We start from the raw sequence: 25,873 nt of genomic DNA on the forward strand, positions 1-25,873 counted from the left end.
ACGCATCGACTATTCCCGGAGGACCCGTGCAAGCATCGCGATGGCCTCAGCGACCGACTGAGCTCGCACCTGCGCACGATCGCCGTCGAACCTGAAGGCCTCGCTCACGGAGTGATCCGGGGTGACGACGGCGATGTGCACCGTGCCGACGGGCTGACCGTCGGAAGAATCCGGTCCCGCGATCCCTGTGGTCGAGACGCCGACGTCAGCAGGGACTCCGCAGACCTGCAGGGCTCGGCGCGCCCCGGCCGCCATCTGCAGCGCCACCTCGGGATGCACGGGACCGTGCGCATCGAGCAGGCCGTCGTCGACCCCCAGAAGCGTGTGCTTCACCGGAGTGGCGTACGCGACGATCGCTCCCCGCAGCGCCGCTGACGCGCCTGGCACCGAGACGAACTCAGCTGCGAGAGCACCGCCCGTCAGCGACTCCGCTACACCGAGGGTCCAGCCGCGTTCGATCAGTACAGCGAGCACCTCCGACGCGGACGTCACGACGCCTGCCGCGACCCTCGCACCTGCGCCACGATGTAGTCGATCCCGCTCGCCACGGTGAGGATCAGTGCCAGGATCATCAGGATCGCGGTCCCGACAACCCACAGCTGGGGCCCTATCACCACGTGGAGCGGGAGCAGCGCCCAGGAAAGAGCCACGGCCTGAACCGCGGTCTTGACCTTGCCCATCCACGCGGCCGCCACGACGTGCTCCTTCGCGACCATGAGGCGATGGATCGTGATGCCCCATTCGCGGATCAGGATCACGATCACGACCCACCAGTTGAGCTCGCCGAGCACGGCCAGGCCGATGAAGCCCGCCCCTGTGAGGAGCTTGTCGGCGATCGGGTCCCACAGCTTGCCGAAGTCTGTGACGATGTCATGGCGACGTGCGAGATAGCCGTCGACCCAGTCGGTGGAGATGCCCACGACGAAGAGGATGGCCGCAATCCATCGGATGACGATGTCGTCGAGCCCGTACGTTCCGCCCATCAGAAGCAGGACGAAGAAGATCACCGCGAGCGGGATGCGCGCGATGGTGATCGCGTTGGGAAGCTGCCGTGGAATAGCCATCAGTCTCGTCCTGTCAGTCCCCAGGCGTCTTCGTCGCCGTCGTCATCAGCCTCGACCACCGGCAGACCCTGGAACTGGGCTTCCACCGGGTCATGCGGCGCTCCAGCCGCGGTCGCAGCAGTGGTGGGAGCCGCCGGCTTCGGCGGCGCATCGTCGCCTCGCAGCTTGGCCATCACCTGAGGCAGCTGCTCAGCTGTCGCCAGCACGTCACGCGCCTTGGACCCTTCGGACGGACCGACGATCTCTCGCGACTCGAGGAGGTCCATCAGACGCCCCGCCTTGGCGAAGCCGACACGCAGCTTGCGCTGCAGCATCGAGGTGGAGCCGAACTGCGAAGAGACGATGAGTTCGGCGGCCGCGAGGAGGAGCTCGAGATCATCCCCGATGTCCTCATCGACCTCCTTCTTCTTCGTCGGCTCCAGCGCTTCCTGCACATCGGCGCGGTAGTCGGGACGAGCCTGGCGAGTGACGTGCTTGACGACCGCGTCGATCTCCTTCTCGTCGACCCATGCCCCCTGCAGACGGAACGGCTTCGACGACCCCATCGGAGAGAACAGCGCGTCGCCCTGGCCGATCAGCTTGTCGGCGCCGGGGCTGTCGAGGATCACACGGCTGTCGGTGACGCTCGTCACGGCGAACGCGAGGCGCGACGGGACGTTGGCCTTGATCAGACCGGTGACGACGTCGACACTCGGCCGCTGGGTGGCGAGCACCAGGTGGATCCCGGATGCTCGAGCGAGCTGGGTGATACGGACGATCGAGTCCTCGACATCTCGCGGGGCGACCATCATCAGGTCGGCGAGCTCGTCGACGACCACGAGAAGGTACGGGTACGGCTTGAGAACGCGCTCGCTGCCGACCGGCAGCTCGACCTCGCCGGCGCGGACGGCCCTGTTGAAGTCGTCGATGTGGCGGAATCCGAACGACGCGAGGTCGTCGTACCGCATGTCCATCTCCTTCACGACCCACTGCAGCGCCTCGGCGGCCTTCTTGGGATTCGTGATGATGGGCGTGATCAGGTGCGGCACCCCCGCATAGCTGGTCAACTCCACCCGCTTCGGGTCGATCAGGACCATCCGCACATCGGTGGGCCGAGCGCGCATGAGCAGGCTCGTGATCATCGAGTTGACGAAGCTGGACTTACCCGACCCCGTCGAACCGGCGACAAGGAGGTGCGGCATCTTCGCGAGGTTCGCGATGACGATGTTTCCGCCGACGTCCTTCCCGACACCGATCGTCATCGGATGCGTGCTCTTGTGCGCTGCCGGAGACCGGAGCACATCGCCGAGAGCGACCATCTCCTTGTCGGCGTTGGGGATCTCGATGCCGATCGCGCTCTTGCCGGGGATCGGCGAGAGGATCCGCACATCGTTGGATGCGACCGCGTAGGCGAAGTTGTTGCTCAGCTGGAGGATCTTCTCGACCTTGACACCGTGACCGACCTCCACCTCGTACTGCGTGACCGTCGGACCACGCGAGAACCCTGTGACCTTCGCATCGACCTTGAACTGCGTCAGCACGCTCGTGATCTGCTCGATCACCTTGTCGGTGGCCTCAGACCGCATGACCGGCGGAGGTCCTTCGACCAGCAGCCCCGGCGAAGGAAGCACGTACGGGGTCACGGGCGCCTGCGGGCCCCGCTCCCCCGGCCCCGGAGTCCCGAAGCCGTCGAGTCCGGGCAGCTCGGGCACCTCGCCCGTGTCTGACTCGTCATCGAGAAGTGCGGTGTTCTGCTGTCCGGCCAAGGACTCGGTCACCGAGCGCACGTCTGACAGCACCTCTGTCGCGGCATCCGAGGGGTTCTCCACGACCACGGCCTGGTCGTATGCAGGAGTCGGCTCCGAGGTGGTGAGCAGAGCGGTGATGTCGTCGGAGCCGAGAGTTCCCTCGTCGGGGTCCTCCTCGCGGCCGGTCTTGTTGCGTCGCCACCAGGGCAGAACATCCGGGTCGTCGACCTTGTCGGCCTCGTCGATCGCTGCGGCATCCTTCGCAGGCTTCTCCGGGCGCTCGGCGTCGAACATCCAGGCATAGAGATCCCCGAGGCGCTGACCGATGCGGTTCGGCGGGGTCTTGGTGACGATCAGGACGCTGAGAGCGGCGAGGACCGACAGCACGATGTAGGCGCCGACCGGGGTGAGGTACGACAGCGGCTCCCCGAGCATCCAGCCGAACAGCCCGCCCGCCTCGCTGAGCGCGGGCATGCCGTCTTTCGGCTGAGGTCGAACGAGAAGACCCGAGGAATCAGCCCGGCCGGCTGCCGTGTGGCAGAAGCCCGCAAGGGTGAGGATGAACAGCCCGAACCCGATGCCGATGCGCCCGTTGTCATGCACGGACGACGGATGACGGAACAGCCAGCCGGCGAGCAGCAGGAGCAGCACCGGCATGACGAACGCCACTCGCCCGACCAGAAGCCCCACCGAGTACGCGCTGATGTTCGCCGCGACCTCGTTGCCGATGAAGAACCATTCGTTGACCGCTCCGGCGATCGCCAACAGCACGAGCAGGAACGGGAATCCGTCGCGACGATCGTCCTTCTCGAGGGTCTCGGGACCGAATGCTCGGAACAGTCCACCGACACCGTGGGCAAGGCCGTTCCAGGCCCGCACCGCCACCGGCGGCTTGTCGACCTCGTCGATGTACTTCTTGGGCGCTGCCTGAGCCTTCGGAGCAGCCTGCCTCTTGGGGCGAGGCGTGGCGCTCTCGGACGCGCGCGCTGACTTCGTGGTACTCCTGGCCATGCTCTCACGTTACGTCCAGGGGCCGACATAGGCCCGTAATGACGCGGCATTCCGCTGTCTTCCACCGGCGGAGCAGCGAGGAATCAGGACCCGCGATGCACCATCGTGTCGCGGACGCTTCCTGCGTCGGTGACCACGAAGCCCTCCGATCGATACAGGGTCCGCGCGAAGTTGTCCCGTTCCACGCTGAGGCTGAGCCGAGGGTGTCCCTGTTCCCGGGCGTGCACGACAAGACGCCGGAGCAGAGTCCGTCCGACTCCGTGAGCACGCCAGATCGGCTGGACGCCGATGATCAGCTCCGGTACAGCGGTTCCGACAAACCCGAACCCTGCGTCGTCCGGCGCGAGCATGCGGTACCACGCTGCGCCGATCGGCCGGCCATCCGCATCGATGGCGAGAAAGCCCGCATCCGCCGGTCGCATCCATCCGGAGACGTAGCGTCGATGCTCGACGGCGGTGAGGATCTCGTGTCGTGGCCGCGCTCCGCCCGAGCGCCAGTTCGCTGCCTCGACGACCATGTCGCCGAGGAAGCTCCCGTCCGCCTGCACGGCGGGTCGGATCGAGAAGTCGTCCGGCATGAGGAGAGCGTACGCCGCTCGCGTTACAGCCGAGTGTCGGTCGACTGTGAACCCACGAGCGGCGCTGCGGCCGTCACGCCTCGATGACGAGCGGGACGATCATCGGACGGCGACGGAGCTTCTGGTTGACCCAGCGCCCGATCGTGCGGCGGATCACCTGCGAGAGCGCATGGGTGTCGCGCACGCCGTTGCCGGATGCTTCCTTGAGCGCGGCGATGATCTTCGGCGTGACGTCGTCGAAGACGGAATCGTCTTCAGCGATGCCGCGAGCGTGGATCTCGGGTCCCGAGATGATGCGACCCGTCGCGGCGTCCACCACGACGATCACGGAGACGAAGCCCTCTTCGGCCAGAATCCGACGGTCCTTGAGATCGGCGTCCGTGATCGCGCCGACAGTCGAGCCGTCGACGTAGACGAACCCGAGGTCGAGCTGACCGACCACGCGCGCGTCGCCGTTCTTCAGATCGATGACCGTGCCGTTCGACGCGATGATCGTGCGCTCGGCATCGATTCCCGTGTCCTGAGCCAGCTTGGCGTTGGCGATCAGGTGACGGTACTCGCCGTGCACGGGAAGCACGTTCTTGGGCTTGAGGATGTTGTAGCAGTAGATCAACTCGCCGGCCGCGGCGTGTCCTGAGACGTGCACCTTGGCATTCGCCTTGTGCACGACGTTCGCGCCGAGCTTGGTGAGTCCATCGATCACGCGGTAGACGGCGTTCTCGTTTCCGGGGATCAGGCTGGACGCGAGGATCACGGTATCGCCCTCACCCGGCTCGATCGCGTGGTCGAGGTTCGCCATCCGGCTCAGAACGGCCATGGGCTCGCCCTGGGAACCGGTCGACATGTAGACGATCTTGTCGTCAGGAAGGTCTCGTGCCTTCTTGTAGTCGATCAGCAGTCCGCTCGGCACCTTCAGGTAGCCCAGGTCCTCGGCGATCGTCATGTTGCGCAGCATGCTGCGACCGAGCAGGGCGACGCGGCGGCCGTGCGCGTGCGCGGCATCGAGCACCTGCTGCACGCGGTGCACATGGCTGGAGAAGCTCGCGACGATGACCCGCCGAGGCGCCTTGCCGATGACCTGATCGAGCACGGGGCCGATGGAGCGCTCGGTGGGAGTGAATCCGGGCACGTCGGCGTTCGTCGAGTCGACGAGGAACAGGTCGACGCCCTCCTCACCGAGGCGGGCGAAGGCGCGGAGATCCGTGATCCGGCCGTCGAGCGGCAGCTGATCCATCTTGAAGTCGCCGGTGGCCAGCACGAGGCCCGCGGGGGTGCGGATGGCGACCGCGAGCGCATCCGGGATCGAGTGGTTCACCGCGACGAACTCGAGGTCGAACGGCCCGACCTTCTCGCTCTGCCCCTCTTTCACGGTGAGCGTGTAGGCCTTGATCCGGTGTTCCTTGAGCTTCGCCTCGACGAGTGCGAGCGTGAGACCGGAACCGATCACGGGGATGTCGCTCTTCAGGCGGAGCAGATACGGGACCGCGCCGATGTGGTCTTCGTGCCCGTGGGTGAGGACGACGCCGACGATGTCGTCGAGGCGGCCCTTGATCGGCTCGAAGTCGGGCAGGATCAGGTCGACTCCCGGCTGGTGCTCCTCGGGGAAGAGCACGCCGCAGTCGACGATCAGAATCTTCCCGTCGAACTCGAAGATGGTCATGTTGCGACCGATCTCGCCGAGGCCGCCGAGCGGGGTGACCCGGAGCGTCCCCTCTTCGAGGGCTGCGGGGTCTGCGAGCGGGATGGACATGCTGTCTCCTCAGTCGGACGCTCGACGCGCCCGTTCGTTCGTTGTGACGCGGCTCACCGCGTTCGGTATCAGCGGGTCGTGCCGTGCACCTTCGGCAGGGCGCCGCCCGCGGCCGCGTTGCGGTCGGGGCGGAAGTTGGAGAAGTCTGCGCCGGGGACGTCCTTCACGAGATCGAGCTCGTCCTCGATGAGAGCGGCCTCCCACTCTTCGGGACCGACGAGCGGCAGACGTACGCGCGGGCTCGAGATGCGGCCGAGCCCGTGCAGGATGTACTTCGCCGCGACGGTGCCCGGCACGTGCGTCATGACAGCGCGCACCAGCGGCTCGAGGCGCTTGTGCTCAGCGGTCGCAGTCGTGAGATCGCCGCGGTTGACGGCGTCGATGATGGCCCGGTACGGCGCCGCAGCGACGTTCGCAGTGACACCGATCAGGCCGGTCGCGCCGATCGCGAGATGCGGCAGCACGTTGGCATCGTCACCCGAGAAGTACATGAGGTCGGTCTGGTTCAAGACGCGGCTCACCTCTGAGAAGTCTCCCTTTGCGTCCTTCACGGCGAGGATGTTCGGGTGCTTCGCAAGCCGGAGGATGGTCTCGTACTTGATCGGCACACCCGTGCGTCCCGGGATGTCGTAGAGGATCACAGGGAGGTCGGTGGCGTCTGCCACGAGCCGGAAGTGGGTCAGGATGCCGGCCTGCGTCGGCTTGTTGTAATACGGCGTGACGATCATGATGCCGTCAGCGCCGGCCTTCTCGCTGGCCTTGTACAGCTCGATCGCGTGCGCGGTCTCGTTGGACCCGCCGCCCGTGATGATCTTCGCGCGGCCGGCTGAGACCGACTTCCCGACCTCGACGAGCTTGAGCTTCTCGGGGTCCGTCAGGGTCGAGGTCTCGCCGGTCGTTCCCGTCACGACGATTCCGTCAGCACCGGCGGTGATGACGTCATCGATGTGCTTCTCGACAGCGGGCCAATCGACTTCACCGTCGGCCGTCATCGGAGTGACGAGCGCGACGAGAACCTGTCCGAAGGGGTTGCCCGAGTGCGTCATGCCCCCAGCGTATCGGTTCGCATGCCCGTCACCCAGACAGCCGGTCACACGCAGGCGCCTAGGCTCATCTGCATGACATGGGTCACGCACGAATCCTCCACGGTGTACTCGAATCCCTGGATCGAGGTCAGGGAGGACCAGGTCACCGGACCCGGTGGCGACGGGATCTACGGCGTGGTGACCATGCGGCATCCCGCGGTCTTCGTGGTCGCGCTCGATGACGAGGACCGCGTCTGCCTCGTGTCGCTGGAGCGCTACACGACAGGCGTCTCGCTCGAGGTGCCAGCCGGAGGAAGCGACGGCGAGGATCCGCTCGTGGCCGCGCAGCGCGAGCTGCTCGAGGAGACGGGATTCGTCGCCGAGGACTGGACGTCGCTCGGAACCATGAACGCGCTGAACGGGATCGCTCACGCACCAGAGCATGTGTTCCTCGCCCGCGCCTTGAGTCCGACGGATGACTCGACGCACACCCAGGCCGAGGAGGGCATCGACACCGTCACGTGGGTGCCGTTCTCCACGGTTCTCAGCATGATCGCGGACGGCCGGATCACCGACGGAGAGACCGTGGCGGCGATCGCCTACGCCGGTATTCGCCTGGGCAGATTCCGCTGATCCGGGCAGCACCCGCTCGTGGCGGAGTGCCGTGGCGTTCAGATCAGATGCGGCCGCGCCGAGCGATGCCCGAGGTCAGCCCACTCGGCAGCAGGCCGGCGACGGCGACGATCACCTTGTAACGCAGAGACGGGATCGAGACGGCCCTGCCGCGCGCCGCGTCCCGAAGCCCTTCTCGGACCACGTCGCCCGCATCGAGCCACATGAACGCGGGAACACCCTCGTGCCCCGGTTGCAGCCCCATCCGCTCGTGGAACGTCGTGTGCGTGAAACCGGGGCACACCGCGGTGACCGTGACGCGGTCGCGGGAGTACTCCGCATTCGCCCAGCGGCTGAAGCCGATCAGCCAGCTCTTGCACGCGGAATACGTCGAGCGCGAGATGAACCCGGCGACGGAGGCGACGTTGATGATGCGGCCACCGCGGCCGCGCATCGGCTGGAGCGCGGCGTGCATGAGGCGCATCGACGCCTCGACGTGAACGCGCAGGTGGCGCACCTCGTCGTCGATGTCATTGTCAGCGAACTGCAACGGCAGCCCGAAACCCGCATTGTTGACGAGCAGATCGACCGGATCGGAGGTGTCGCGGAGACGCTCGGCCACGCGCTCGACATCGCTGTCCACCGACAGATCGGCGGGGAGCACCTCGACGGCGATGCCGTACTCGCTGCGCAACTCGGCGGCCACGGCCTCGAGGTCGCCCGCAGAACGCGCGACGAGGATCAGGTCGGCGCGGCGTCGGGCGAGCTGTCGTGCGAACTCGGCGCCGAGTCCGGCGCTCGCTCCCGTGATCAGAGCAGTGGGCATCAGCGGTCGTATCCGAGGAAGCGGTAACGGATGCCGGAGCGCGACGTCTGCCACTCCCCCTCGTCTACGAGACGCCACCCGGCCTTGGACGGTGCATAGGCGTCACCGTCGACATCGATGTCGAGCTCCGTGACCTCGAGACGGTCGGCGTCGGCGATCACGAGGCGGAAGATCTCAGCTCCGCCGATGATCCAGACCTTGTCGTGGCCGCGCACGGCATCGGTCACCGCCGCCGCGCGACGAGCCCCATCAGCGGACCAGTCCTGCTGGCGGGTGACGACGATGTTCTCGCGCCCGGGGAGCGGACGGAAGCGCTCGGGAAGCGAGTCCCAGGTCTTGCGTCCCATGATCACGGGAGCGCCGAGCGTGACCTCTTTGAAATGAGCGAGATCCTCGGGAACGCTCCAGGGCATGCCGCCCTCTGCTCCGATGACGCCGCCATGAGCCTCAGCCCATATCAGCCCCACCCAGGTCATACCGCGACCGCCGCCCGGATCGGAGCATGGTGCTGGTAGTCCTCGACGATGAAATCTTCGTAGACGTAGTCCAGGATCGACTCCGGCTCCCGAGCGAATCGCAGGGTCGGGTACGGATACGGCTCGCGAGTCAGCTGTTCGCTCACCTGCTCGAGGTGGTTGTCGTAGATGTGGCAGTCGCCGCCCGTCCAGACGAAGTCGCCGGGCTCGAGGCCCACCTGCTGCGCGACCATCAGCGTGAGCAGCGCATAGGAAGCGATGTTGAACGGGACCCCGAGGAAGAGATCGGCGCTGCGCTGATAGAGCTGGCAGGAGAGCTTGCCGTCTGCCACGTAGAACTGGAAGAGCGCGTGGCAAGGGGCGAGGGCCATGTCGGGGATGTCGGCCGGATTCCAGGCCGACACGATGAGCCGACGGGAGTCGGGAGTCTGGCGGATCTGCTCGATCACCTGTGCGAGCTGATCGATGCTCTCGCCGTCTGGCGTCGGCCAGCTGCGCCACTGGACTCCGTACACGGGGCCCAGATCTCCGGACGCGTCGGCCCACTCGTCCCAGATCGTGACGCCGTGGTCCTGCAGCCACTTCACGTTCGAGTCGCCCCTGAGGAACCACAGGAGCTCGTAGGCGATCGACTTGAAGTGCACGCGCTTCGTCGTGATGAGCGGGAAGCCCTTCGAGAGATCGAAGCGGATCTGTCGGCCGAAGACGCTGGTGGTCCCGGTGCCCGTTCTATCAGACTTGTGCGTGCCCGACTCGAGCACGTCTCGGAGAAGGTCTTCATACGGCGTCGGGACGGCTGCGCTCATGTGTGCCAGACTACCCGCCCCGAGGACGGAAGGGTCTGATCGTCACGATGCGACACATCGGCCTCGAGGTCATCCGATCGCCCGTATTCTCTATCCATGTCGCCCGGAACCGCACTCGCCGTCGTCGGAGCGCTGCTCGTGATCGCCGCCGCCGTCGGGATCGTGCTGCGGGTTCTCGACGGACGGCGTCGAGGAGGTGGGCACCTGCTGTTCGATCCTGCCGATGCAGGTGCAGCGCAGCTCGGTTCGCACGCCACGCTCGTGCAGTTCAGCACCGAGATGTGCGCGCGCTGCCCGCAGGTCCGCAGGATGCTGTCGGGCTACGTCGCAGACTCCGACGGCCTGCATCACCTCGAGGTCGACCTCACGCACAGACCCGAACTCTCTGCGCGATACAAGGTCCTGCAGACCCCGACGACGTTCGTGGTGGACGGCTCGGGCGCCGTCCGAGCGCGATTCCACGGCGTGCCGCACCGGCATGCACTCGCCGAAGCCCTCGCCGCCGTCTGAGGGCCCAACGACTGGAACAGAGATGACCACTCCCGCAGGTATCGACCCCCGCGGTCCGCGCTTCGCCGCGACGATCACGACCGTGCTGCTGCTCGCCGCGACCTTCCTCGGCCTGATCGACATCTCGACCGCGAGGTCGTTCGGCTGGTTCGCCTACCAGCCGCTCGCATCGGCGAGCTTCGACTCCGACACATGGGTCATCGTCGCCGCGTCACCCGACCAGCGGGCGCTGGACCCCGGCTTTCTCCTCACTGTCGTGATCGCTCTGCTCTTCCTGTGGAGCGTGCTCTCCCCCGCGACGGCTCCCTGGGGCGTCGTGTTCCGCCGATTCGTGCGGCCCCGTCTCGCTCCCCCCGCCGAACTCGAAGATCCTCGCCCTCCACGCTTCGCGCAGGGCGTCGGCCTCTTCGTCGTCGCCCTCGGGATCGTCCTGCACCTCGCCGGTGTGCCGTGGGCGCTGCCCATCGCGACCGCGGCTGCGTTCATCGCGGCCTTCCTCAACGCCGCGTTCTCGTTCTGCCTCGGCTGCCAGATCTACCTGCTGCTGCAGCGCGCAGGCGTCGTCGGTCGGGCCCCATCCGCGGCCTGAGCGCGGTTCCGCCGGACGCAGCCGGTCGATAGGCTGGCCCCTACGCGAGCGCACATCCCGCGGCGCGAGAACCGGAGGAATCATGCCCGTCACCAGCGAAGCCACCACCACCTGGACCGGATCCCTCACAGAGGGCTCGGGCACAGTCGCGTTCTCCTCGTCGAAGCTCGGCACCTTCCCGATCAACTGGAAGGCTCGCAGCGAGGGCAGCGACACGACCACCACCCCTGAGGAGCTGATCGCTGCGGCTCACGCCTCGTGCTTCAGCATGGCGCTTTCTCACGCGCTCTCGGAGAACGGCACTCCGCCGGAGCGCGTCAACACGAGTGCGTCGGTCACATTCAAGCCCGGGGTCGGGATCAGCGGAAGCCACCTGAACGTCAACGCCGTCGTTCCCGGCCTCTCCCCCGAGGACTTCCAGAGGATCGCCGCTGAGGCGAAGGTCGGCTGCCCGGTCTCGCAGGCTCTCGCCGGCATCGAGATCACTCTCGAGGCCACGCTCGCCTGAGTTCGATCAGCCCCGGGCCACGCGGATCGCCTCGCGGATGCTGGCACGGGCGTCCTTGCGGCGCCCCGCCGCGTCCTGCACCACACCGAGGCGATACCGCGCTCGCCAGTCCGTCGGCGCGGCGTCCGCCTCCCCCGCGTACCTCGCGATCAGCGGGTCCGCATCCGCTCGGGCGATACGTCCGCTCGGAGTGAGTTCGGACTCCGCCTCGGGCATTCCTCCTTCGGCGTCGAGCGCACGACCGAGCCGATCTGCGGCGAACCCGAACTGCATCTCGCGGACGAGCGCCCAGGCGCCGATCGGGGCGAGCACGATCAACGCGACACCCATGCCGATCGACACGGGCGTCCCGACGGCGAAGAACATCACGGCCAGCCAGACGGCGACCGCCAGATAGACCAGCAGCGCCGCGGCCATGAGGCCCACGCCGATTCGCGACATCACGAGCGGATGCCGATGTCGATCATGCTCTCCAGCCCGACGAAGACCCCGTTCGCCTGCGCCGCGAACGGGACCGCCAGCCGGATTCCCGGCGCGTAGGCGAGCGCCGGCTCGACCGTGTCGTGAGTGAATGTCAGGGATTCGCCCGGGCCCGAGAGGATGACCTCCTGCTTCGCGATGACCCCAGGACGCCGGAGCGAATGGATCGGCACGCTGCCCACCTGCTGCCCCCTCGCGCGCTGATCGGCATGCGGAGCGCTGACGGGCCCCTGCTCGGCGCGAGCAGCCGCGATGAGCTCTGCGGTGCGCACCGCAGTACCGCTCGGAGAGTCGACCTTCGCCTCGTGATGTGCCTCCACGATCTCGGCCGATCCGAAGAACGGCGCAGCGGCGGCTGCCAGCGCCGAGCCGAGTGCCGATCCCAGAGAGAAGTTCGGGATGAAGACAGCCCCGGTTGCGGCGTTCTCCACCAGTGGGCGCACCAGTGCGATACGCTCCGTGGACCATCCGGAGGTCGCCACCAAGACGTTGATCCGACGTTCCACCGCCGCGCGCACCACATCGACACTCACCTGAGGCGTGGTGGCATCGATCACCAGATCCGCCCCGTCGAGCTCCGCGAGGTCACTTCGAGAAGTGAGCACGCGACTCACCTCGAAGCCCTCGAGCCCAGCGATCACCGCACCTATGATCGATCCGAGCTTCCCGGTTCCGCCGACGAGTGCTACCTGCGTGGTCATGCGTTCAGTCTATTTCTCGGCGGCCCCCCGACCGCCGCGGCGGGCCGGGGTATCGGGAATCAGACCGGCATGGCGTCGGGGATGCCGGTGCGCAGCTCGAACGGAAGGTGTCCGGTGTCGTTATGCGTGAGCAGCGTCCATGGACGCCCCTGCTTCTGCGCGATCACGGTCAGCCCGCAGTGCGCCTGGTTCAGAGTCATCCACCGCCACTCCGGGGCGCCGAGAACCTCTCGCACGAACCATGAGATCACGAAGTTGTGGGTGATCAGCACCTCGTGCACGTCACCCGGCTTACGCACCAGGAACTCGTTGACCGCGTCGAACATCTGGGCACGGCCGGCGTCGAGCTCTGCCTCGGTGATCGAGCCGAAGAACGGCTCGTAGGCCGCGGGGGTCTCGTCGGTCATGCCCGTGGGCACGCAGTCGAAGAGCAGCGCGGTCGGTGCGGGATCGACCGACGGAAGTCGTTGCGCGATCGCCCGAGCCGTCTCATTCGCGCGCAGGAGGGGCGAGTGCCAGACGGCATCGAGCGGTAGCCCAGAGAGCCGGTCGGCGATGAGCTCGGCCTGGCGCTGGCCGCGTGGCGACAGGGGGCCGTCAGCGAGACCGTGTTCGGCGTCCTGATGTTCACCGTGTCTGACCAGATATATGTAATGCGTCACAAACTCGCTCGCTTCATCGACAGCGTTTGCCGGGATTCACTCCACCCTATGCCAGGTCTGTGACAGAAGCGTTACGACGCTCAGTTGCCCGCGCGTGTGAGTTCGGTGACCTGCGCGCGCGAAAGCGTGACGCCCGCGCCCTGCATCAGCTCGTCGACGTGGTCGGTCGCGAAGGTGTTGACGATCGGTGCCGCGACGGTGCGCTGCGCGAGCAGCCAGGCGATGGACACGGCCGCCACCGGAACCTCGAGTTCGGTCGCCACCTGGTCGAGAGCGCGCAGGATCTTCGTGCCGCGACGGTTCAGGTGACCGCGCAGCTGCTCTCCGCGCACGCCGTGCGAGGTCAGCGCCTTGCTGCGGTGTCTGCCCGACAGGAAACCGTGCTCGAGAGCGTGTGACGGCGTGACGGCGAGACTCTGTGCGCCGGCGACGAGACGCAGATCGCCCTCGAACGGCTGCCGACGGATGAGGTTGTACGGAGAATCGATCACCTCGATGCGCGGGTACCCGGCGGACGCGAGGATGCGGGCCTCGACAAGCCGCTCCGGTGCGAATCCGAATGCGCCGAGGGCGCCGATCTTGCCCGCGTCGATCATCCACTCGACGGTCGCGAGCGTGTCTTCGAGGTTCGTCGTCCGGTCGAGCGTGGCGTCGAGATACAACACGTCGATGCGGTCGACGCCCAGACGCGTGAGCGAGCCCTCGACCGCGCGCACGAGGTTCACGGAGCCGAGACCCGGATTGTCGGCGTGCGCTCCGATCCGCACGCTCAGCAGGGCACCATCACGCCGTCCTCTGGACTGCAGCCACTGGCCGATGATGTGCTCACTGCGCCCACCGGAGAAGCCGTCGGCGGTGTGGATCGCGTTGCCGCCGAACTCCACGTACCGATCGAGGATTCCGTGGCTCGTCTCGAGATCGACGTTCCACCCGAACTCGGCCGCACCGAGCATCAGCGGAAATGTATCGAGCCCGGTCTCGCCGAGAGGTACGCGGATGCTCTCTCCTATTCCCGGGCCGACGATGGGAATGGGCGCGGACGGGTGCTCTGCCGTGTTCTGCTGCCCGCGCTCGGCCGACGCTCCTGCGCCTACGCTGAACAACCGCATATCCTCACCCCCGTCGGCCGGTGCGTACCGACCTCCGTCACTGCCTCGAATGCACCCCCCGGTGCGTACTTCGAGAGTAGGCGAGATCCGGGAACTCGCTGACCAATCCGGGGAACGGCGCAAGAACTTCCCATAACGGTTTGGTCACGTCAGACACGACGAAGCCCGGGTCATCCACGAGGGACGACCCGGGCTCCATCGAAGGAGCAGCAGATTACTCGGCTGCGGCCTCTCCGGCAGGAGCTGCGTCCGCTGCGGGAGCGTCATCGAGCACGGGCTCGAGCGAGAGCTTGCCGCGGTCGTCGATCTTCGTGATCTTCACGAGGATCTTCTGACCGACCGACAGGACGTCGTCGACGTTCTCGACACGCTTTCCACCGGCGAGCTTGCGCACCTCGGTGACGTGCAGCAGACCGTCCTTGCCCGGAAGCAGCGAGACGAACGCACCGAACGTCGCGATCTTCACGACGGTTCCGAGGAACTGCTCACCCACCTCGGGGTTGGTCGGGTTCGCGATCGCGTTGACCTGGGCACGCGCGGCCTCGGCCGACGGTCCGTCGGTCGCGCCGATGTAGACGGTGCCGTCCTCCTCGATGGAGATCTGCGCGCCGGTCTCGTCCTGGATCGCGTTGATCGTCTTGCCCTTCGGGCCGATCAGCTCGCCGATCTTGTCGACCGGGATCTGCACGCTGATGACGCGAGGCGCGGTGGGCGCCATCTCGTCGGGCGCGTCGATCGCGGCGTTCAGGACGTTGAGGATCGTCAGACGAGCATCGCGGGCCTGCGTGAGCGCACCGGCGAGGACCGACGTCGGGATGCCGTCGAGCTTCGTGTCGAGCTGGATGGCGGTGATGAACTCACCGGTACCCGCGACCTTGAAGTCCATGTCGCCCAGAGCGTCTTCCGCACCGAGGATGTCGGTCAGCGCCGCGTAGCGGGTCTCACCGTCGACCTCATCGGAGACGAGACCCATGGCGATGCCGGCGACGGGAGCGCGCAGCGGCACACCCGCGTTCAGCAACGACAGGGTCGACGCGCAGACAGAACCCATCGAGGTGGAGCCGTTGGAGCTCAGCGCCTCGGAGACCTGACGGATCGCGTAGGGGAACTCCTCGCGGCTCGGCAGAACCGGCACGAGGGCGCGCTCGGCGAGGAAGCCGTGCCCGATCTCGCGACGCTTCGGCGAACCGACACGGCCGGTCTCACCGGTCGAGTACGGCGGGAAGTTGTAGTGGTGCATGTAGCGCTTGCTCGTGACGGGCGACAGCGAGTCGATCTGCTGCTCCATCTTGAGCATGTTCAACGTGGTGACACCCAGGATCTGCGTCTCGCCGCGCTGGAAGATCGCCGATCCGTGCACGCGCGGGATGACCTGCACCTCTGCGTCCAGCGGACGGATGTCCGCCAGGCCACGACCGTCGATGCGAGCACCCTCGGTGAGGATGCGACCGCGCACGATCTTCTTCGTGACGGACTTGTACGCTGCGGAGAACTCGAGCGGTGCGGCAGCCGGGAGGTTGCCCGCCTCGGTCGCCTCGATGAGCTCGGCCCTGACACGATCCTTGATCGCATCGTCGGACGTCTGACGCTCGACCTTGTCGGCGATCTGGTAGACGCCGACGAGGTCGTCGTAGGAGCGGCCGGCGACGAAGTCGTAGACCTCCTGGCTGTATGCCGGGAAGACCGGGTAGACACCCGGCTCCTTCGACGAGGTCGATGCCAGCTCGGCCTGAGCCTTGACGAGCTGAGCGATGAACGGCTTCGATGCCTCGAGGCCCTGCGCGACGATGGTCTCGTCGGGCTTCGTGGCGCCGGCCTTGATCAGGTTCCAGCTGCCCTCGGTGGCCTCGGCCTCGACCATCATGATCGCGACGTCTTCGGTGCCATCGGCCTTGGTGACGACACGGCCGGCGACGATCAGGTCGAACACGGCCTCCGACACCTGCTCGGCGTTCGGGAACGCGACCCACTGGTCGGCGTGCTCGCCGTGACCGGGGATGAACGCGAGGCGCACACCGGCGACGGGACCAGAGAACGGAAGACCCGAGATCTGCGTCGACGCGGACGCGGCGTTGATGGCGAGAGCGTCGTAGAACTCGCCCGGAGCGATCGACATCACGGTGATGACGACCTGGACCTCGTTGCGCAGACCGTCGACGAACGACGGGCGCAGCGGACGGTCGATCAGACGGCAGACGAGGATCGCCTCGGTGGAGGGGCGACCCTCACGACGGAAGAACGAGCCGGGGATCTTGCCCGCGGCGTACGAGCGCTCTTCGACATCGACCGTCAGCGGGAAGAAGTCGAAGCCCTCGCGGGGGTGCTTGCCCGCGCTGGTGGCAGAGAGGAGCATGGTCTCGCCGTCGAGGTACGCGGCGACTGCGCCCTGAGCCTGCTGCGCGAGGCGGCCGGTCTCGAAGCGGATGGTGCGGGTGCCGAAGCGGCCGTTGTCGAGAACGGCCTCGGTGGCGGTGATTTCAGGACCTTCCAAGAGGTCTCTCCTTCTTTGTTTAGACTCGCGAGTCCGTATGACGCGCGAGCGCATTCATGAAGGAGCTGATACTGACGGATATGGGCGCGCGGGCATTCCCGCGAATCTCACCTGCGCTGGCCACCAGTAGAAAGCCACCCGACGTCGCGCCGAGGAACCCACCACAGGGGACCAGCTCTCCGCCGATCGCTCCATGAGTCGATATGAAATTGTCCGGTCGACACACGTCGACCACGTCCAGCCTATCAGCGAGGCATTCAATGTCCTCGCTCTGACTGCCGCCTCACGCCGGGACCGCCCGGAGATCAGCCGACTGTGACGTCCCGCGGGGCGCTCGAGCGCCCCAGATAGACGTAGTCGTCATGCTTGGCGACGCGCCCGTCTCCTGCCGTGCGTCCGTGCAGTCGACGCCATACCCACGGCAGCGCGTGCCGACGCCACCAGAGCCCCGCCCCGATCGGCTCGTTCTCATGCAGAGCCGCATCGAGGGCTCCGAGTGCGTCGGCGTGCGGCACGGCGAGCACCTCACCCGCGCGGTACGCGAGGAATCTGTGGCCTCGACTGCTCAGGTGCACGAGGTCCTCACCCCAGTTCGGGCGGTCGGGGAGCGACGGGTGCAGGTCCGTATCGATCAGGATCGCACCCGTGCGCGCCGCGATGCCCGTGAGCGCCGTGGCGAACGCCGCGAACCGCTTCGTGTACATCGCGGCCGCCCGCCGACGCGGAAGGAACGGTGTGACGAGGAGGACATCCGCTCCGTTGCTCCGGAGTCGTTCGACTGCGCCCTCGAGCTCTGCGGCGAGCGCCGGCACGTCGACGTTCGGCTTGACGAGGTCATTGGCGCCGATGAGGATCGACACGAGATCCGGTTGGAGTGCGAGTGCTCGCGGAAGCTGCGTGGCGCACACGTCGCGGACGCGTTTCGACCTGATGGCGAGGTTGGCGTAGTGCAGTCCCCCTCGAGCAGCGAGCAGGAGCGCGAGCCTGTCAGCCCATCCGCGCAACGCACCGTCGGGGGCCGGGTCGCACAGCCCCTCGGTGAGCGAGTCGCCCATCGCCACGTATCGCTGCCACCGACGCGCGTCGACGGGGACGCTGGGCTCTGGGCGCGTGAGGCGGCGAGCGCGCAGTCCGGCATCCACCGCCCGGAGCTCTCGTGCTTCGTCGAAATGCCCCAGGAGCTGATCGCAGACGGTCGCCCAGCTGCGCCCCTGCACCGCCTCGCGTCCTGCCGCGCCGAAGGCCCGGCGCTTGCGCGCGTCCCCGGTGAGGTCGGCGACGCGCATGCGCAGATCGTCGAGATCGCCAGGGCTATAGAGCCATCCGTCGATCCCCATCCGCACGAGGCTGAGCGGGCCGCCGCGTCCGGTGGCGATGACGGGCACCCCGCTCGCGTGCGCCTCCTGCAGGGTCTGGCCGAAGGTCTCGCTCTCCCCCGGGTGCACGAACACGTCGAACGATGCCATCGCCGCGGCGAGAGCATCGCCCTCGAGGTGCCCGAGAAAGAGAGCGCCGGGCATCAGGGCTTCGAGCCTGGGCCTGCTCGGGCCGTCCCCCACGATCACGAGACGCGTCCCGGGGATCGTCTGCAGCACAGCCAGGTCCTCGACCTGCTTCTCCGGGGCGAGTCGGCCCACATAGCCGATCACGACCTCGGTGCACCACTCAGCGCGCAGCGTCGCGCTGCGTCGGGTCGGCTGGAACCTCTCGGCATCCACGCCTCTCCCCCACCGACGGACTCGATCGACACCGAGCGAGGCGAGCTGCTGCGCCGTGTCAGCCGACGGTGCGAGCGTCAAAGTCGCCCGCCGATGGAGCCGCGCGATGTGCGACTGTGCGATGCCCGTCGCCGCAGGGATGCGGTACCTCTGCGTGTATGCCGCGACGTCTGTCTGGTACGCGGCGACCGAGGCCACGCCGAGGTGCTCTGCGGCGAGCGCGCCTCGCCAGCCGAGGGCGAAGGGTGAGGCCAGGTGCACGACGTCCGGGGCGAAGCGACGCAGCGACGCCGCGACCTGGCGCACCGGCGAGGTGCCCACCCGCACGTTGCGGTAGCCGGGGAGCGCGAGGCTGGGCATGGGTTCGACAGCGGCGCCATGGACCTGTGCGGGCATCCCGACCGCATCGGGTGCGATCACGTGCGCGTCATGGCCTGCGCGTTCGAGGTGGCCGAGGATCTGCAGTACGGATCCTGTGACACCGTTCATGTGCGGAAGGAAGGACTCTGTCACGATCGCGACTCTCACACCCCCAGGATGCTGGCACCGACACACGTGATACGCGGGAAACGACCCTCGGCACCAGAAGTTCACCGGATGCTGGAGCGCTGGTCACCGGCTATCCGGACGTTGGTTCCCGTTCACCTGCGCCGAGCACTGTGGAGGCGTGCCGACAGACCTCCTCAGCGGCCCGTGGGCCCTCATGATCATGAGCCTGCTCGTTCTCGGCGATTCGTTCTTCGTCATCGTCCCGGGGGAGATCGCGGTGACCGCACTGGGGGCCATTGCGTCGACCACCGGCGCTCCCCCGCTGTGGGCGGTGATCGTCTGCGCGGCAGCAGCGGCCGCGGCAGGAGACGCCGTCTGCTTTCTCATCGGTCGCAGGGTCGGCACCGATCGCTGGCGATGGATGCGTGCGCCGCGTGTGCGCCAAGCCCTCGACTGGGCGCGACGCCGCCTGGATGGCGGGACGGCCACGGTGCTCTTCACCGCCCGGTTCGTGCCGTTCGCGCGTCTGGCGATCAATCTCGTCGCCGGTGCCTCGCGCATCCACCCGGGCCGATACCTGCTGCTGGTCTCCGTGGCGGCTCTCGGGTGGGCGGGCTACCAGGCGTCTGTCGGTGCCGTCGTCGCCGCGCTGGTGCCGGGTGGCACCGTCGTGGCTGTGCTGGTGTCGGTCGCTGTGGCGGTCGGGCTCGGCGCGGTGATCGACCTCGTGTCCCGTCGTGCCCGGAAATGATCCACCTGCCGGTCAGGGGCGTGCCCTAGGCTGGCGAACATGAGCACCGAAGAAGGCGCCTCCTCCAGCGAGGAGATGAAGCGCAAGTTCAAGGAAGCGCTCGAGAAGAAGAACGCGCACCACCGGCAGGGCGAGGCCCACCTGGATGGCGACTCCGCCGTCCACGGCGCGCCCGCCCCGCAGACGCGGCGCGAGTTCCGACGCAAGAGCGGTTGACCACACGGATGCGGGAGTCGACGGTCGTCGACTCCCGCATCCCTCTTTTCGGCCTACTGCTCAGTTCTGCACTGCGCGAGCCCGCGCCCTCTCCTCTTTGGCTGCCATCTCGTCGAGCGCCGACTCCTTCAGACCCTGGATGTCGACCGCCTTGCTCTCGTCTGCCATCCCGTGATCGTCCACGCCATCGAGCGACGACTCTTCGAACGGCAATGCGCCGCTCAGCACCTGCTGCACCCGCTCGCGATCGATCTCACGCGTCCAGGTGCCGATGAGCAGGGTCGCGACAGCGTTGCCGGTGAAGTTGGTCAGCGCGCGCCCCTCTGACATGAACCGGTCGATGCCCACGATCACACCGACGCCATCGACCAGGTCGGGGCGGTACGCCTGCAGACCACCGGCGAGCGTGGCGAGTCCGGCGCCGGTGACGCCGGCGGCTCCCTTGCTGGCGATGATCATGAACACCAGCAGCCCGATCTGCTCGCCGATCGTCATCGGCTGGCCCATGCCGGTCGCGATGAAGAGCGAGGCCATGGTCAGGTAGATCGCCGTGCCGTCGAGGTTGAACGAGTATCCCGTGGGCACCGTGATACCGACGACCGGCTTCGAGACGCCGATGTGCTCCATCTTGGCGATGAGACGAGGAAGAGCGGACTCCGACGACGAGGTGCCGACGATCAGCAGGTACTCGCGGGCGAGGTACTTCACCAGACTGAAGATGTTCACGCGGGTCACCGCGAAGAGCAGCGTCCCCAGGACGACCACGATGAACAGGATGCAGGTGATGTAGAACGCGATCATCAGCACGCCCAGACTCCAGATGGCGGCGATGCCCGTCTTCCCCACGACCGCCGCGATCGCTCCGAACGCTCCGAGCGGCGCGAGCCACAGGATCATGCCGAGGATGCGGAACACCAGCTTCTGGAGGTTCTTGACCGCCTCCATGATCGGGGCGCCCTTGTCTCCCAGTCCCTGGAGTGCGAAGCCGACCAGCAGCGCGATGAACAGCACCTGCAGCACGCTCTCACCGGTGAAGGCCGAGAAGAAGGTCGTCGGGATGATCCCGAGGATGAACTCGGTCGTCGTCTTGGCTTCGGTGTCGGTGGCGTCGTAGTTCGCGCCGGCCATGTCGAGCCCGGCACCCGGGTGGATGATGTTGCCCACCACGAGACCGATCGCCAGAGCGAACGTCGACATCACCATGAAGTACAGCAGCGCGAGTCCGCCGATCTTGCCGACGGTCGCGGCCTTCGCGATCGAACCGACGCCCACCACGATCGTGCAGAAGATGATCGGGGCGATCATCATCTTGATGAGCGACACGAAGCCCTTGCCGATCGGTTCGAGACTCTGACCGACCTCGGGCCAGATCAGACCGACCGCGGCTCCGAGCACGACCGCGATGATCACCGAGACATACAGCCACGTGTGCCTGTCCCACGCCTGCTTGCCGCGCCGCCAGTGGAATCCGGGAAGCGAGAACCCTGTCGTGATGGCCATGTTTTCCTCCTTGATCATGAACGTCTTCGTCTCATGCCCTCGGGCGCCCTCGCCTTCGGTAAGCTCACGGTCGCGGACTTCGCACGGCGACACCATTTGTGGTCGTATTGGTCTCCACCGATATGCCGGCTCCGCGATCACCGACGATCGGAAGGACGCGATGAGACCCGCCCGCAGTGTCGCCTCACGCGTGTTCGTCGTGCTCCTGATCGCGACGCTCGTCGTCGGCGGGCTGGTCGCCGTCTTCCTGGTTGCAGATGCCCAACGCACCACGCACGCGGAGGCTGAGCGGGTGACCGAGGCGACGGCCGTGACGCTCGCCGCGTCACCACTGGTGACCGACGCGTTGGAGGCCGGCGACGTCGACGCGGCCACACGGGCCCTCGAGCCGTACGCCCTCGATGTGATCGCCGGCGCGGATCTGGACTTCGTGACGATCATGACTCCGGACGGCACCAGGGTGACCCACCCCGACGTCGAGCAGATCGGCGCGACGTATCTCGGCACGATCCCCGACACTGCTCGGACCTTCACCGAGGTCTTCACCGGCACTCTCGGTCCTTCGGTGCGAACGATCGTTCCGGTCGATTCGGCCGACGGCGGCCTGGTCGGCTGGGTGTCAGCCGGGGTGACGACGGAATCGATCTCGGAGATCCTGATCCGCCGGCTTCCGCTGTCGCTCGGAATCACCGTCGGGCTGGTGGCTCTCGGCACTCTCGGTGCCTGGGCCGCCCGCCGGTTCACACGGCGCATCGCGGGTGATCTTCCACCGGGGCAGGTGCGCGATGCCGTGTCTTCGTATGAATCGCTGCGGACGCTCGGCGATGCTCTGCGAGCGCAGACGCATGAGCACGGCAACCGCATGCACACCGCAGTGGCCCTGCTCGAGCTGGGGCGTGCGGAGGAGGCCATCGGAATCCTGACCGAGACCTCACGACAGAGCCAGTCGCTCGTCGATCAGGTCACCGCGCGACAGGCCGGGGACCCCACCGTGGGCGCACTCCTGCTCGGCAAGGCTTCGCAAGCCAAGGAACGAGGCATCGACTGGCGGTTGCAGATCGATCCAGACACTCCCGAATCGCCGCTGTCTCCGGTCGACAGCGTGGCCGTCCTGGGCAACCTGATCGACAACGCGATGGACGCCGCATCCGGCGGAACCGACCGATGGGTCCAGGTCACGCTCGAGCCCTCGACCGACGGCGGCATCGTGCTCGCCGTCTCGGACAGCGGGCCCGGGATCGCCCCCGAGCTCCGGATGCGGATCTTCATGCACGGGTTCTCGACCAAGCCCGCAGGCTCACACGGGCGCGGGGTCGGACTCGCGCTCGTGCGATCCGTCGTTCTCGGGGTCGGGGGGACGGTCGACCTCGAGGCCCACCCGACGACGTTCCGGGTCGTCCTGCCACCGATCAGAAGGAGGCGAGCCCCGTGATCCGCACGCTGATCGTCGATGACGATGCTCTGACACTGGAGCTCCACCGCTCGTACCTCGAGAGGATCGACGGCTTCACCGTCGCGGGCGAATGCACCCGAGCGCGTGCCGCGGTGACCGCCGTACTCGAGCAGCCGCGTGACCAGCCTTTCGATCTCATCCTTCTCGACATCACGATGCCGGATGGGTCGGGCATCGACGTGCTGCGCGCACTCCGTGCCCGTGCGGCGTCGGTCGATGTGATCGCGATCACCGGGGTCCGCGACGCCGAGAGCGTGCGGCAGATGGTCGCTCTCGGCGTGTATCAGTATCTCGTCAAGCCGTTCTCCTTCGCGGTTTTCGACGAGCGTCTCACTGCGTACCGAGCGCACCGCGAGAAGGCGAGATCCACCGACGGCGAAGCGACCCAGGCAGAGATCGACGCCCTGCTCGGACGCTCGACGAGAGCCATCCCTGTTCCGAAGGGGCTCTCCGGGGCGACTCTGCAGAAGGTCACCTCCGAGCTCCGCACAGCCGGAGCACTCTCGGCGAGCGAGGCAGCGCAGATGCTGGGGATGTCGCGGGTGTCCGTGCGTCGGTATCTCGAACATCTGGCTGCATCGGGGATCATCCTTCGCAGCGCTCGCTACGGCGCTCGTGGACGGCCGGAGACCGAGTACGAGTGGAATCGGCGCGCCGACGGATCCGACTGACCCCGCACTGACGGAGACCGATGCAGGCTCTCGCCCCGGCGCTGTTGTCTGCGGCCCGCCGTCGGCTCCGAGTCAGCGCGGGAGACGCCCCTCGTGGAGCAGCGCCTCGGGGTCGGCCAGCGCGCGTGTACGACGGAGGCGGTCGATCGATGCCGTCTGGCCGCACCGTTCCAGGGTCTGCCCGGGGAGGAGGAAGGTCGGTACGGTGTGCGGTGCCGCCGCCCTCGCCAGAACCTCGCTGAACCCCGCCATGCTCGCGCTTCCCGGTTCGCTGGGGACTCCCGGCAATACCGGAACCAACGCATGGAGCAACCAGTCGACTCCGTGAAGAGTCGCGAACCCGGCTCGTCGCGGCTTCTCCAGTGCCCCCCCGAGCATCCGGATGTCGATGCCCATGATCGGCCACTGCTCCGGCTGCTCTCGGAACCGCAGCAGCTCGTCGATCATGTCGTCGTCGAGCGAGGAGAGCGCGGCCGACGCGCCGCGTCCGGGTGTCGGTTCGGTGGGCTCGCCGCTCGACTCCGCGATGAGCCGGGGCGATGTGGGACCCGAGACCTCGCGCTGCACGGTGCCCGCCCGGCTCAATCCACTCACGAGCGGCTCGGCTGGGCCGTTCGCAGAGAGCGCCTGCACCGTGAAGAAGCTGCGACCGCGGATCTCTTCAGGAAGCTGGGGGACATCAGGCATCCGCATCGAGTTCATGAACACGTTCAGCGACGAGGGGGCATCGACGGCGAGGTCTCGGACCGCACGCATCACGGCCGCGGCATCCCCCGCACCGAACGTGAGCTCGGCACCCCACACGGCGGGTGCAGCCACCAGGTCGATCTCGAGGGCTGTGACGATCCCCATGACCCCACCGGCGCCCCGCATCGCCCACATCAGATCGGGGTCGCTGTCGTCGTCGACGCGCTCGTGCTCGCCGTCGCCGCGCAGCATCCACACAGCGCGGAGGTTGTCCGACCCCAGCCCGGCGGTGCGACTGAACCATGAATGGCCGCCGCCGAGGGTGTAGCCGGCGACGCTGACCACCGGGCTCGTTCCGGCCGGGGCGACCCAGCCGGTGCCGTCGAGCGCCTCGACCACGGCGCCCCAGCGGACGCCGCTGCCGACACGCACGGTTCCGGCATCGAGGTCGACCTCGAGGTCGTCGAAGGCCGCCATTCGCAGGATCACGGCACCGGACAGGTCGCCGGACGCACCGTGCCCAGTCGGCTGCACCGCGATCGTGACACCCGCATCGCGCGCTGCATGGACGAGCGTGCGCAGATCGCCCAGATCGACTGGAGTGGCGACTCCGACCGGATGCTGCTCGATCGCGAGGTTCCACGGACGACGAGCATCGTCGAAGGACTCCTCTCCCGGCAGAAGGAGTTCTCCGCGCAGCGCGCGTCGCGCTGCGTCCAGCACAGAAAGGTGGGCCATGACGTCACCGTACGATGCCCCACGGACATTGTCGATGGCCTCATGGCCCACCGTGCGGCCCGTCTCCGGGGCCGCAGACTTTACTCCCCGGCGAGACCGCCGAGCATGTGACCGAACGACCGACCCTCTCCAAGATATGTCGCGGGGTCGTACGGGTCGGCGGCCGCAGCCACCTCACGCTTCGCGATCGCCTCGGCCAGCTCGCGCGCGCCCTTCTCGACGCGCTTCGCGAGAGGAGCGACGTCATCACCGCCACCGCCCCAATCACTGGATGCGGCGAAGACGCCGGTCGAGACCGCATCGGCATGCAGATAGGCGAAGAGCGGTCGGATCGCGTAGTCGATCGCGAGCGAATGCCTCGCCGTGCCGGCGTTCGCTCCGATCAGCACGGGCTTCCCGGTGAGCGCGTCCGGGTCGAGCACGTCGATGAACGACTTGAAGAGCCCGTTGTAACTCGTCGAGAAGATCGGCGTGACGGCGATGAGCGCGTCCGCCGAGACCACGGTGTTGATCGCAGTCTCGAGGGCGGGCGGCGCGAATCCGGTGAGCAGGTTGTTCGTGATGTCGTGCGCGTAGTCGCGGAGCTCGATCACGTCGACGCTCGCCTCGATATCATGACCGGCGAGGGCCTTCACGGTCTCCGCCGCGAGACGATCCGCGAGCATCCGTGTGGACGACGGATTCGAGAGCCCCGCAGACACGACGGCTATTCGACGAGTCGCCAT

At 67.3% G+C, this 25,873-nt stretch carries 26 protein-coding genes; 8 read left to right on the forward strand and 18 right to left on the reverse strand.

The window, feature by feature from the left end; genetic code table 11:
* Window positions 1-9 precede the first annotated feature (9 nt).
* The 6 genes from ACIOU8_RS03770 to dapA all read right to left on the reverse strand — a co-directional run bounded on the left by ACIOU8_RS03770 (window position 10) and on the right by dapA (window position 7,176).
* The gene (locus ACIOU8_RS03770; protein ID WP_400785949.1) at window positions 10-492 is read right to left on the reverse strand and encodes a CinA family protein; all 483 of its coding nucleotides are present in this window, start codon (window positions 490-492) and stop codon (window positions 10-12) included.
* Window positions 489-1,064, reverse strand: coding sequence for a CDP-diacylglycerol--glycerol-3-phosphate 3-phosphatidyltransferase (gene pgsA, locus ACIOU8_RS03775; RefSeq protein WP_400785951.1), 576 nt, complete (start codon window positions 1,062-1,064; stop codon window positions 489-491). Before pgsA ends, ACIOU8_RS03770 begins: the two co-directional genes overlap by 4 nt.
* On the reverse strand, window positions 1,064-3,802 hold the full coding sequence (locus ACIOU8_RS03780; RefSeq protein ID WP_400785953.1) for a DNA translocase FtsK 4TM domain-containing protein: 2,739 nt from the start codon (window positions 3,800-3,802) through the stop codon (window positions 1,064-1,066). Before ACIOU8_RS03780 ends, pgsA begins: the two co-directional genes overlap by 1 nt.
* A gap of 83 nt (window positions 3,803-3,885) precedes the next feature.
* Complete coding sequence (locus tag ACIOU8_RS03785) at window positions 3,886-4,380, reverse strand: GNAT family N-acetyltransferase (RefSeq protein ID WP_400785956.1); 495 nt, start codon at window positions 4,378-4,380, stop codon at window positions 3,886-3,888.
* A gap of 73 nt (window positions 4,381-4,453) precedes the next feature.
* Entirely contained in the window at window positions 4,454-6,130 is a 1,677-nt protein-coding gene (locus tag ACIOU8_RS03790; RefSeq protein ID WP_400785958.1) for a ribonuclease J, read from the reverse strand.
* 68 nt (window positions 6,131-6,198) lie between these two features.
* A complete protein-coding gene (gene dapA / locus ACIOU8_RS03795) occupies window positions 6,199-7,176 on the reverse strand; it encodes a 4-hydroxy-tetrahydrodipicolinate synthase (protein WP_400785960.1) in 978 nt (325 codons plus the stop codon).
* Window positions 7,177-7,248: 72 nt separating this feature from the next.
* Between dapA and ACIOU8_RS03800 the strand changes: the two genes are divergently transcribed.
* Complete coding sequence (locus tag ACIOU8_RS03800) at window positions 7,249-7,788, forward strand: NUDIX domain-containing protein (protein WP_400785962.1); 540 nt, start codon at window positions 7,249-7,251, stop codon at window positions 7,786-7,788.
* A gap of 43 nt (window positions 7,789-7,831) precedes the next feature.
* On the opposite strand, the gene ACIOU8_RS03805 is transcribed toward ACIOU8_RS03800, so the two are convergent.
* Genes ACIOU8_RS03805 through ACIOU8_RS03815 form a run of 3 tightly spaced genes read right to left on the reverse strand, consistent with a single transcriptional unit; the run spans window position 7,832 to window position 9,875 of the window.
* Window positions 7,832-8,593 carry an SDR family NAD(P)-dependent oxidoreductase gene (locus tag ACIOU8_RS03805; RefSeq protein WP_400785964.1) on the reverse strand — a complete coding sequence of 254 codons (762 nt, stop codon included), beginning with the start codon at window positions 8,591-8,593 and terminating at the stop codon, window positions 7,832-7,834.
* On the reverse strand, window positions 8,593-9,069 hold the full coding sequence (locus tag ACIOU8_RS03810; protein ID WP_400785966.1) for a dihydrofolate reductase: 477 nt from the start codon (window positions 9,067-9,069) through the stop codon (window positions 8,593-8,595). The genes ACIOU8_RS03805 and ACIOU8_RS03810 overlap by 1 nt, the downstream gene beginning before the upstream one ends.
* Window positions 9,066-9,875 (reverse strand): thymidylate synthase, encoded by an 810-nt coding sequence (locus ACIOU8_RS03815; RefSeq protein ID WP_400785969.1) that lies wholly within the window; start codon window positions 9,873-9,875, stop codon window positions 9,066-9,068. The genes ACIOU8_RS03810 and ACIOU8_RS03815 overlap by 4 nt, the downstream gene beginning before the upstream one ends.
* A gap of 96 nt (window positions 9,876-9,971) precedes the next feature.
* Between ACIOU8_RS03815 and ACIOU8_RS03820 the strand changes: the two genes are divergently transcribed.
* From ACIOU8_RS03820 to ACIOU8_RS03830, 3 genes are all read left to right on the forward strand, one after another.
* Window positions 9,972-10,385, forward strand: a complete 414-nt coding sequence (locus ACIOU8_RS03820) for a thioredoxin family protein (protein WP_400785971.1) — start codon at window positions 9,972-9,974, stop codon at window positions 10,383-10,385.
* Between the two features lie 22 nt (window positions 10,386-10,407).
* On the forward strand, window positions 10,408-10,974 hold the full coding sequence (locus ACIOU8_RS03825) for a DUF4395 domain-containing protein (protein WP_400785973.1): 567 nt from the start codon (window positions 10,408-10,410) through the stop codon (window positions 10,972-10,974).
* An 82-nt stretch (window positions 10,975-11,056) separates the two neighbouring features.
* Window positions 11,057-11,482, forward strand: coding sequence for an OsmC family peroxiredoxin (locus tag ACIOU8_RS03830; RefSeq protein WP_400785975.1), 426 nt, complete (start codon window positions 11,057-11,059; stop codon window positions 11,480-11,482).
* Between the two features lie 6 nt (window positions 11,483-11,488).
* Here ACIOU8_RS03830 and ACIOU8_RS03835 read toward each other — a convergent pair whose 3' ends face one another.
* The 6 genes from ACIOU8_RS03835 to ACIOU8_RS03860 all read right to left on the reverse strand — a co-directional run bounded on the left by ACIOU8_RS03835 (window position 11,489) and on the right by ACIOU8_RS03860 (window position 19,156).
* The gene (locus ACIOU8_RS03835) at window positions 11,489-11,923 is read right to left on the reverse strand and encodes a hypothetical protein (protein ID WP_400785977.1); all 435 of its coding nucleotides are present in this window, start codon (window positions 11,921-11,923) and stop codon (window positions 11,489-11,491) included.
* Window positions 11,923-12,663 carry a 4-hydroxy-tetrahydrodipicolinate reductase gene (dapB, locus tag ACIOU8_RS03840; RefSeq protein ID WP_400785978.1) on the reverse strand — a complete coding sequence of 247 codons (741 nt, stop codon included), beginning with the start codon at window positions 12,661-12,663 and terminating at the stop codon, window positions 11,923-11,925. Before dapB ends, ACIOU8_RS03835 begins: the two co-directional genes overlap by 1 nt.
* Before the next feature lie 59 nt (window positions 12,664-12,722).
* Window positions 12,723-13,325: a histidine phosphatase family protein gene (locus ACIOU8_RS03845; protein WP_400785979.1), complete on the reverse strand. Its 603-nt coding sequence runs from the start codon at window positions 13,323-13,325 to the stop codon at window positions 12,723-12,725.
* An 80-nt stretch (window positions 13,326-13,405) separates the two neighbouring features.
* Complete coding sequence (locus tag ACIOU8_RS03850; RefSeq protein ID WP_400785981.1) at window positions 13,406-14,434, reverse strand: aldo/keto reductase; 1,029 nt, start codon at window positions 14,432-14,434, stop codon at window positions 13,406-13,408.
* 214 nt (window positions 14,435-14,648) lie between these two features.
* Window positions 14,649-16,925 carry a polyribonucleotide nucleotidyltransferase gene (locus ACIOU8_RS03855; protein WP_400785983.1) on the reverse strand — a complete coding sequence of 759 codons (2,277 nt, stop codon included), beginning with the start codon at window positions 16,923-16,925 and terminating at the stop codon, window positions 14,649-14,651.
* Window positions 16,926-17,230: 305 nt separating this feature from the next.
* Complete coding sequence (locus ACIOU8_RS03860) at window positions 17,231-19,156, reverse strand: GDSL-type esterase/lipase family protein (protein ID WP_400785986.1); 1,926 nt, start codon at window positions 19,154-19,156, stop codon at window positions 17,231-17,233.
* 154 nt (window positions 19,157-19,310) lie between these two features.
* Here ACIOU8_RS03860 and ACIOU8_RS03865 point away from each other — a divergent pair, with 154 nt between their 5' ends.
* A complete protein-coding gene (locus tag ACIOU8_RS03865; RefSeq protein ID WP_400785988.1) occupies window positions 19,311-19,883 on the forward strand; it encodes a DedA family protein in 573 nt (190 codons plus the stop codon).
* 39 nt (window positions 19,884-19,922) lie between these two features.
* Entirely contained in the window at window positions 19,923-20,099 is a 177-nt protein-coding gene (locus tag ACIOU8_RS03870; protein WP_091232420.1) for a DUF5302 domain-containing protein, read from the forward strand.
* Between the two features lie 60 nt (window positions 20,100-20,159).
* Here the strand turns inward: ACIOU8_RS03870 and ACIOU8_RS03875 are convergent, their stop codons facing one another.
* On the reverse strand, window positions 20,160-21,599 hold the full coding sequence (locus ACIOU8_RS03875; RefSeq protein ID WP_400785991.1) for a cation:dicarboxylate symporter family transporter: 1,440 nt from the start codon (window positions 21,597-21,599) through the stop codon (window positions 20,160-20,162).
* Window positions 21,600-21,759: 160 nt separating this feature from the next.
* On the opposite strand from ACIOU8_RS03875, the gene ACIOU8_RS03880 reads away from it, so the two are divergent.
* A complete protein-coding gene (locus ACIOU8_RS03880; RefSeq protein WP_400785993.1) occupies window positions 21,760-23,031 on the forward strand; it encodes an ATP-binding protein in 1,272 nt (423 codons plus the stop codon).
* On the forward strand, window positions 23,028-23,723 hold the full coding sequence (locus ACIOU8_RS03885) for a response regulator (protein WP_400785995.1): 696 nt from the start codon (window positions 23,028-23,030) through the stop codon (window positions 23,721-23,723). The genes ACIOU8_RS03880 and ACIOU8_RS03885 overlap by 4 nt, the downstream gene beginning before the upstream one ends.
* Window positions 23,724-23,795: 72 nt before the next feature.
* Here ACIOU8_RS03885 and ACIOU8_RS03890 read toward each other — a convergent pair whose 3' ends face one another.
* Complete coding sequence (locus tag ACIOU8_RS03890; RefSeq protein WP_400785997.1) at window positions 23,796-25,148, reverse strand: FAD-binding oxidoreductase; 1,353 nt, start codon at window positions 25,146-25,148, stop codon at window positions 23,796-23,798.
* A gap of 80 nt (window positions 25,149-25,228) precedes the next feature.
* Window positions 25,229-25,873: an FMN reductase gene (locus ACIOU8_RS03895; RefSeq protein WP_400786000.1), complete on the reverse strand. Its 645-nt coding sequence runs from the start codon at window positions 25,871-25,873 to the stop codon at window positions 25,229-25,231.

Origin of the sequence: Microbacterium sp. NPDC087589 (assembly GCF_044743635.1) — a bacterium.
Classification (GTDB): domain Bacteria; phylum Actinomycetota; class Actinomycetes; order Actinomycetales; family Microbacteriaceae; genus Microbacterium.

Bases quoted from the DNA above. Each gene is read 5' to 3' on its own strand.
- ACIOU8_RS03875 (WP_400785991.1), bottom strand. From the start codon at position 21,599: ATGGCCATCACGACAGGGTTCTCGCTTCCCGGATTCCACTGGCGGCGC.
- ACIOU8_RS03825 (WP_400785973.1), top strand. From the start codon at position 10,408: ATGACCACTCCCGCAGGTATCGACCCCCGCGGTCCGCGCTTCGCCGCG.
- ACIOU8_RS03835 (WP_400785977.1), bottom strand. From the start codon at position 11,923: ATGTCGCGAATCGGCGTGGGCCTCATGGCCGCGGCGCTGCTGGTCTAT.
- ACIOU8_RS03790 (WP_400785958.1), bottom strand. From the start codon at position 6,130: ATGTCCATCCCGCTCGCAGACCCCGCAGCCCTCGAAGAGGGGACGCTC.
- pgsA (WP_400785951.1), bottom strand. From the start codon at position 1,064: ATGGCTATTCCACGGCAGCTTCCCAACGCGATCACCATCGCGCGCATC.
- ACIOU8_RS03890 (WP_400785997.1), bottom strand. From the start codon at position 25,148: ATGGCCCACCTTTCTGTGCTGGACGCAGCGCGACGCGCGCTGCGCGGA.
- ACIOU8_RS03805 (WP_400785964.1), bottom strand. From the start codon at position 8,593: ATGCCCACTGCTCTGATCACGGGAGCGAGCGCCGGACTCGGCGCCGAG.
- ACIOU8_RS03785 (WP_400785956.1), bottom strand. From the start codon at position 4,380: ATGCCGGACGACTTCTCGATCCGACCCGCCGTGCAGGCGGACGGGAGC.
- ACIOU8_RS03880 (WP_400785993.1), top strand. From the start codon at position 21,760: ATGAGACCCGCCCGCAGTGTCGCCTCACGCGTGTTCGTCGTGCTCCTG.
- dapA (WP_400785960.1), bottom strand. From the start codon at position 7,176: ATGACGCACTCGGGCAACCCCTTCGGACAGGTTCTCGTCGCGCTCGTC.
- dapB (WP_400785978.1), bottom strand. From the start codon at position 12,663: ATGACCACGCAGGTAGCACTCGTCGGCGGAACCGGGAAGCTCGGATCG.
- ACIOU8_RS03895 (WP_400786000.1), bottom strand. From the start codon at position 25,873: ATGGCGACTCGTCGAATAGCCGTCGTGTCTGCGGGGCTCTCGAATCCG.
- ACIOU8_RS03815 (WP_400785969.1), bottom strand. From the start codon at position 9,875: ATGAGCGCAGCCGTCCCGACGCCGTATGAAGACCTTCTCCGAGACGTG.
- ACIOU8_RS03810 (WP_400785966.1), bottom strand. From the start codon at position 9,069: ATGACCTGGGTGGGGCTGATATGGGCTGAGGCTCATGGCGGCGTCATC.
- ACIOU8_RS03830 (WP_400785975.1), top strand. From the start codon at position 11,057: ATGCCCGTCACCAGCGAAGCCACCACCACCTGGACCGGATCCCTCACA.
- ACIOU8_RS03850 (WP_400785981.1), bottom strand. From the start codon at position 14,434: ATGCGGTTGTTCAGCGTAGGCGCAGGAGCGTCGGCCGAGCGCGGGCAG.
- ACIOU8_RS03780 (WP_400785953.1), bottom strand. From the start codon at position 3,802: ATGGCCAGGAGTACCACGAAGTCAGCGCGCGCGTCCGAGAGCGCCACG.
- ACIOU8_RS03800 (WP_400785962.1), top strand. From the start codon at position 7,249: ATGACATGGGTCACGCACGAATCCTCCACGGTGTACTCGAATCCCTGG.
- ACIOU8_RS03820 (WP_400785971.1), top strand. From the start codon at position 9,972: ATGTCGCCCGGAACCGCACTCGCCGTCGTCGGAGCGCTGCTCGTGATC.
- ACIOU8_RS03870 (WP_091232420.1), top strand. From the start codon at position 19,923: ATGAGCACCGAAGAAGGCGCCTCCTCCAGCGAGGAGATGAAGCGCAAG.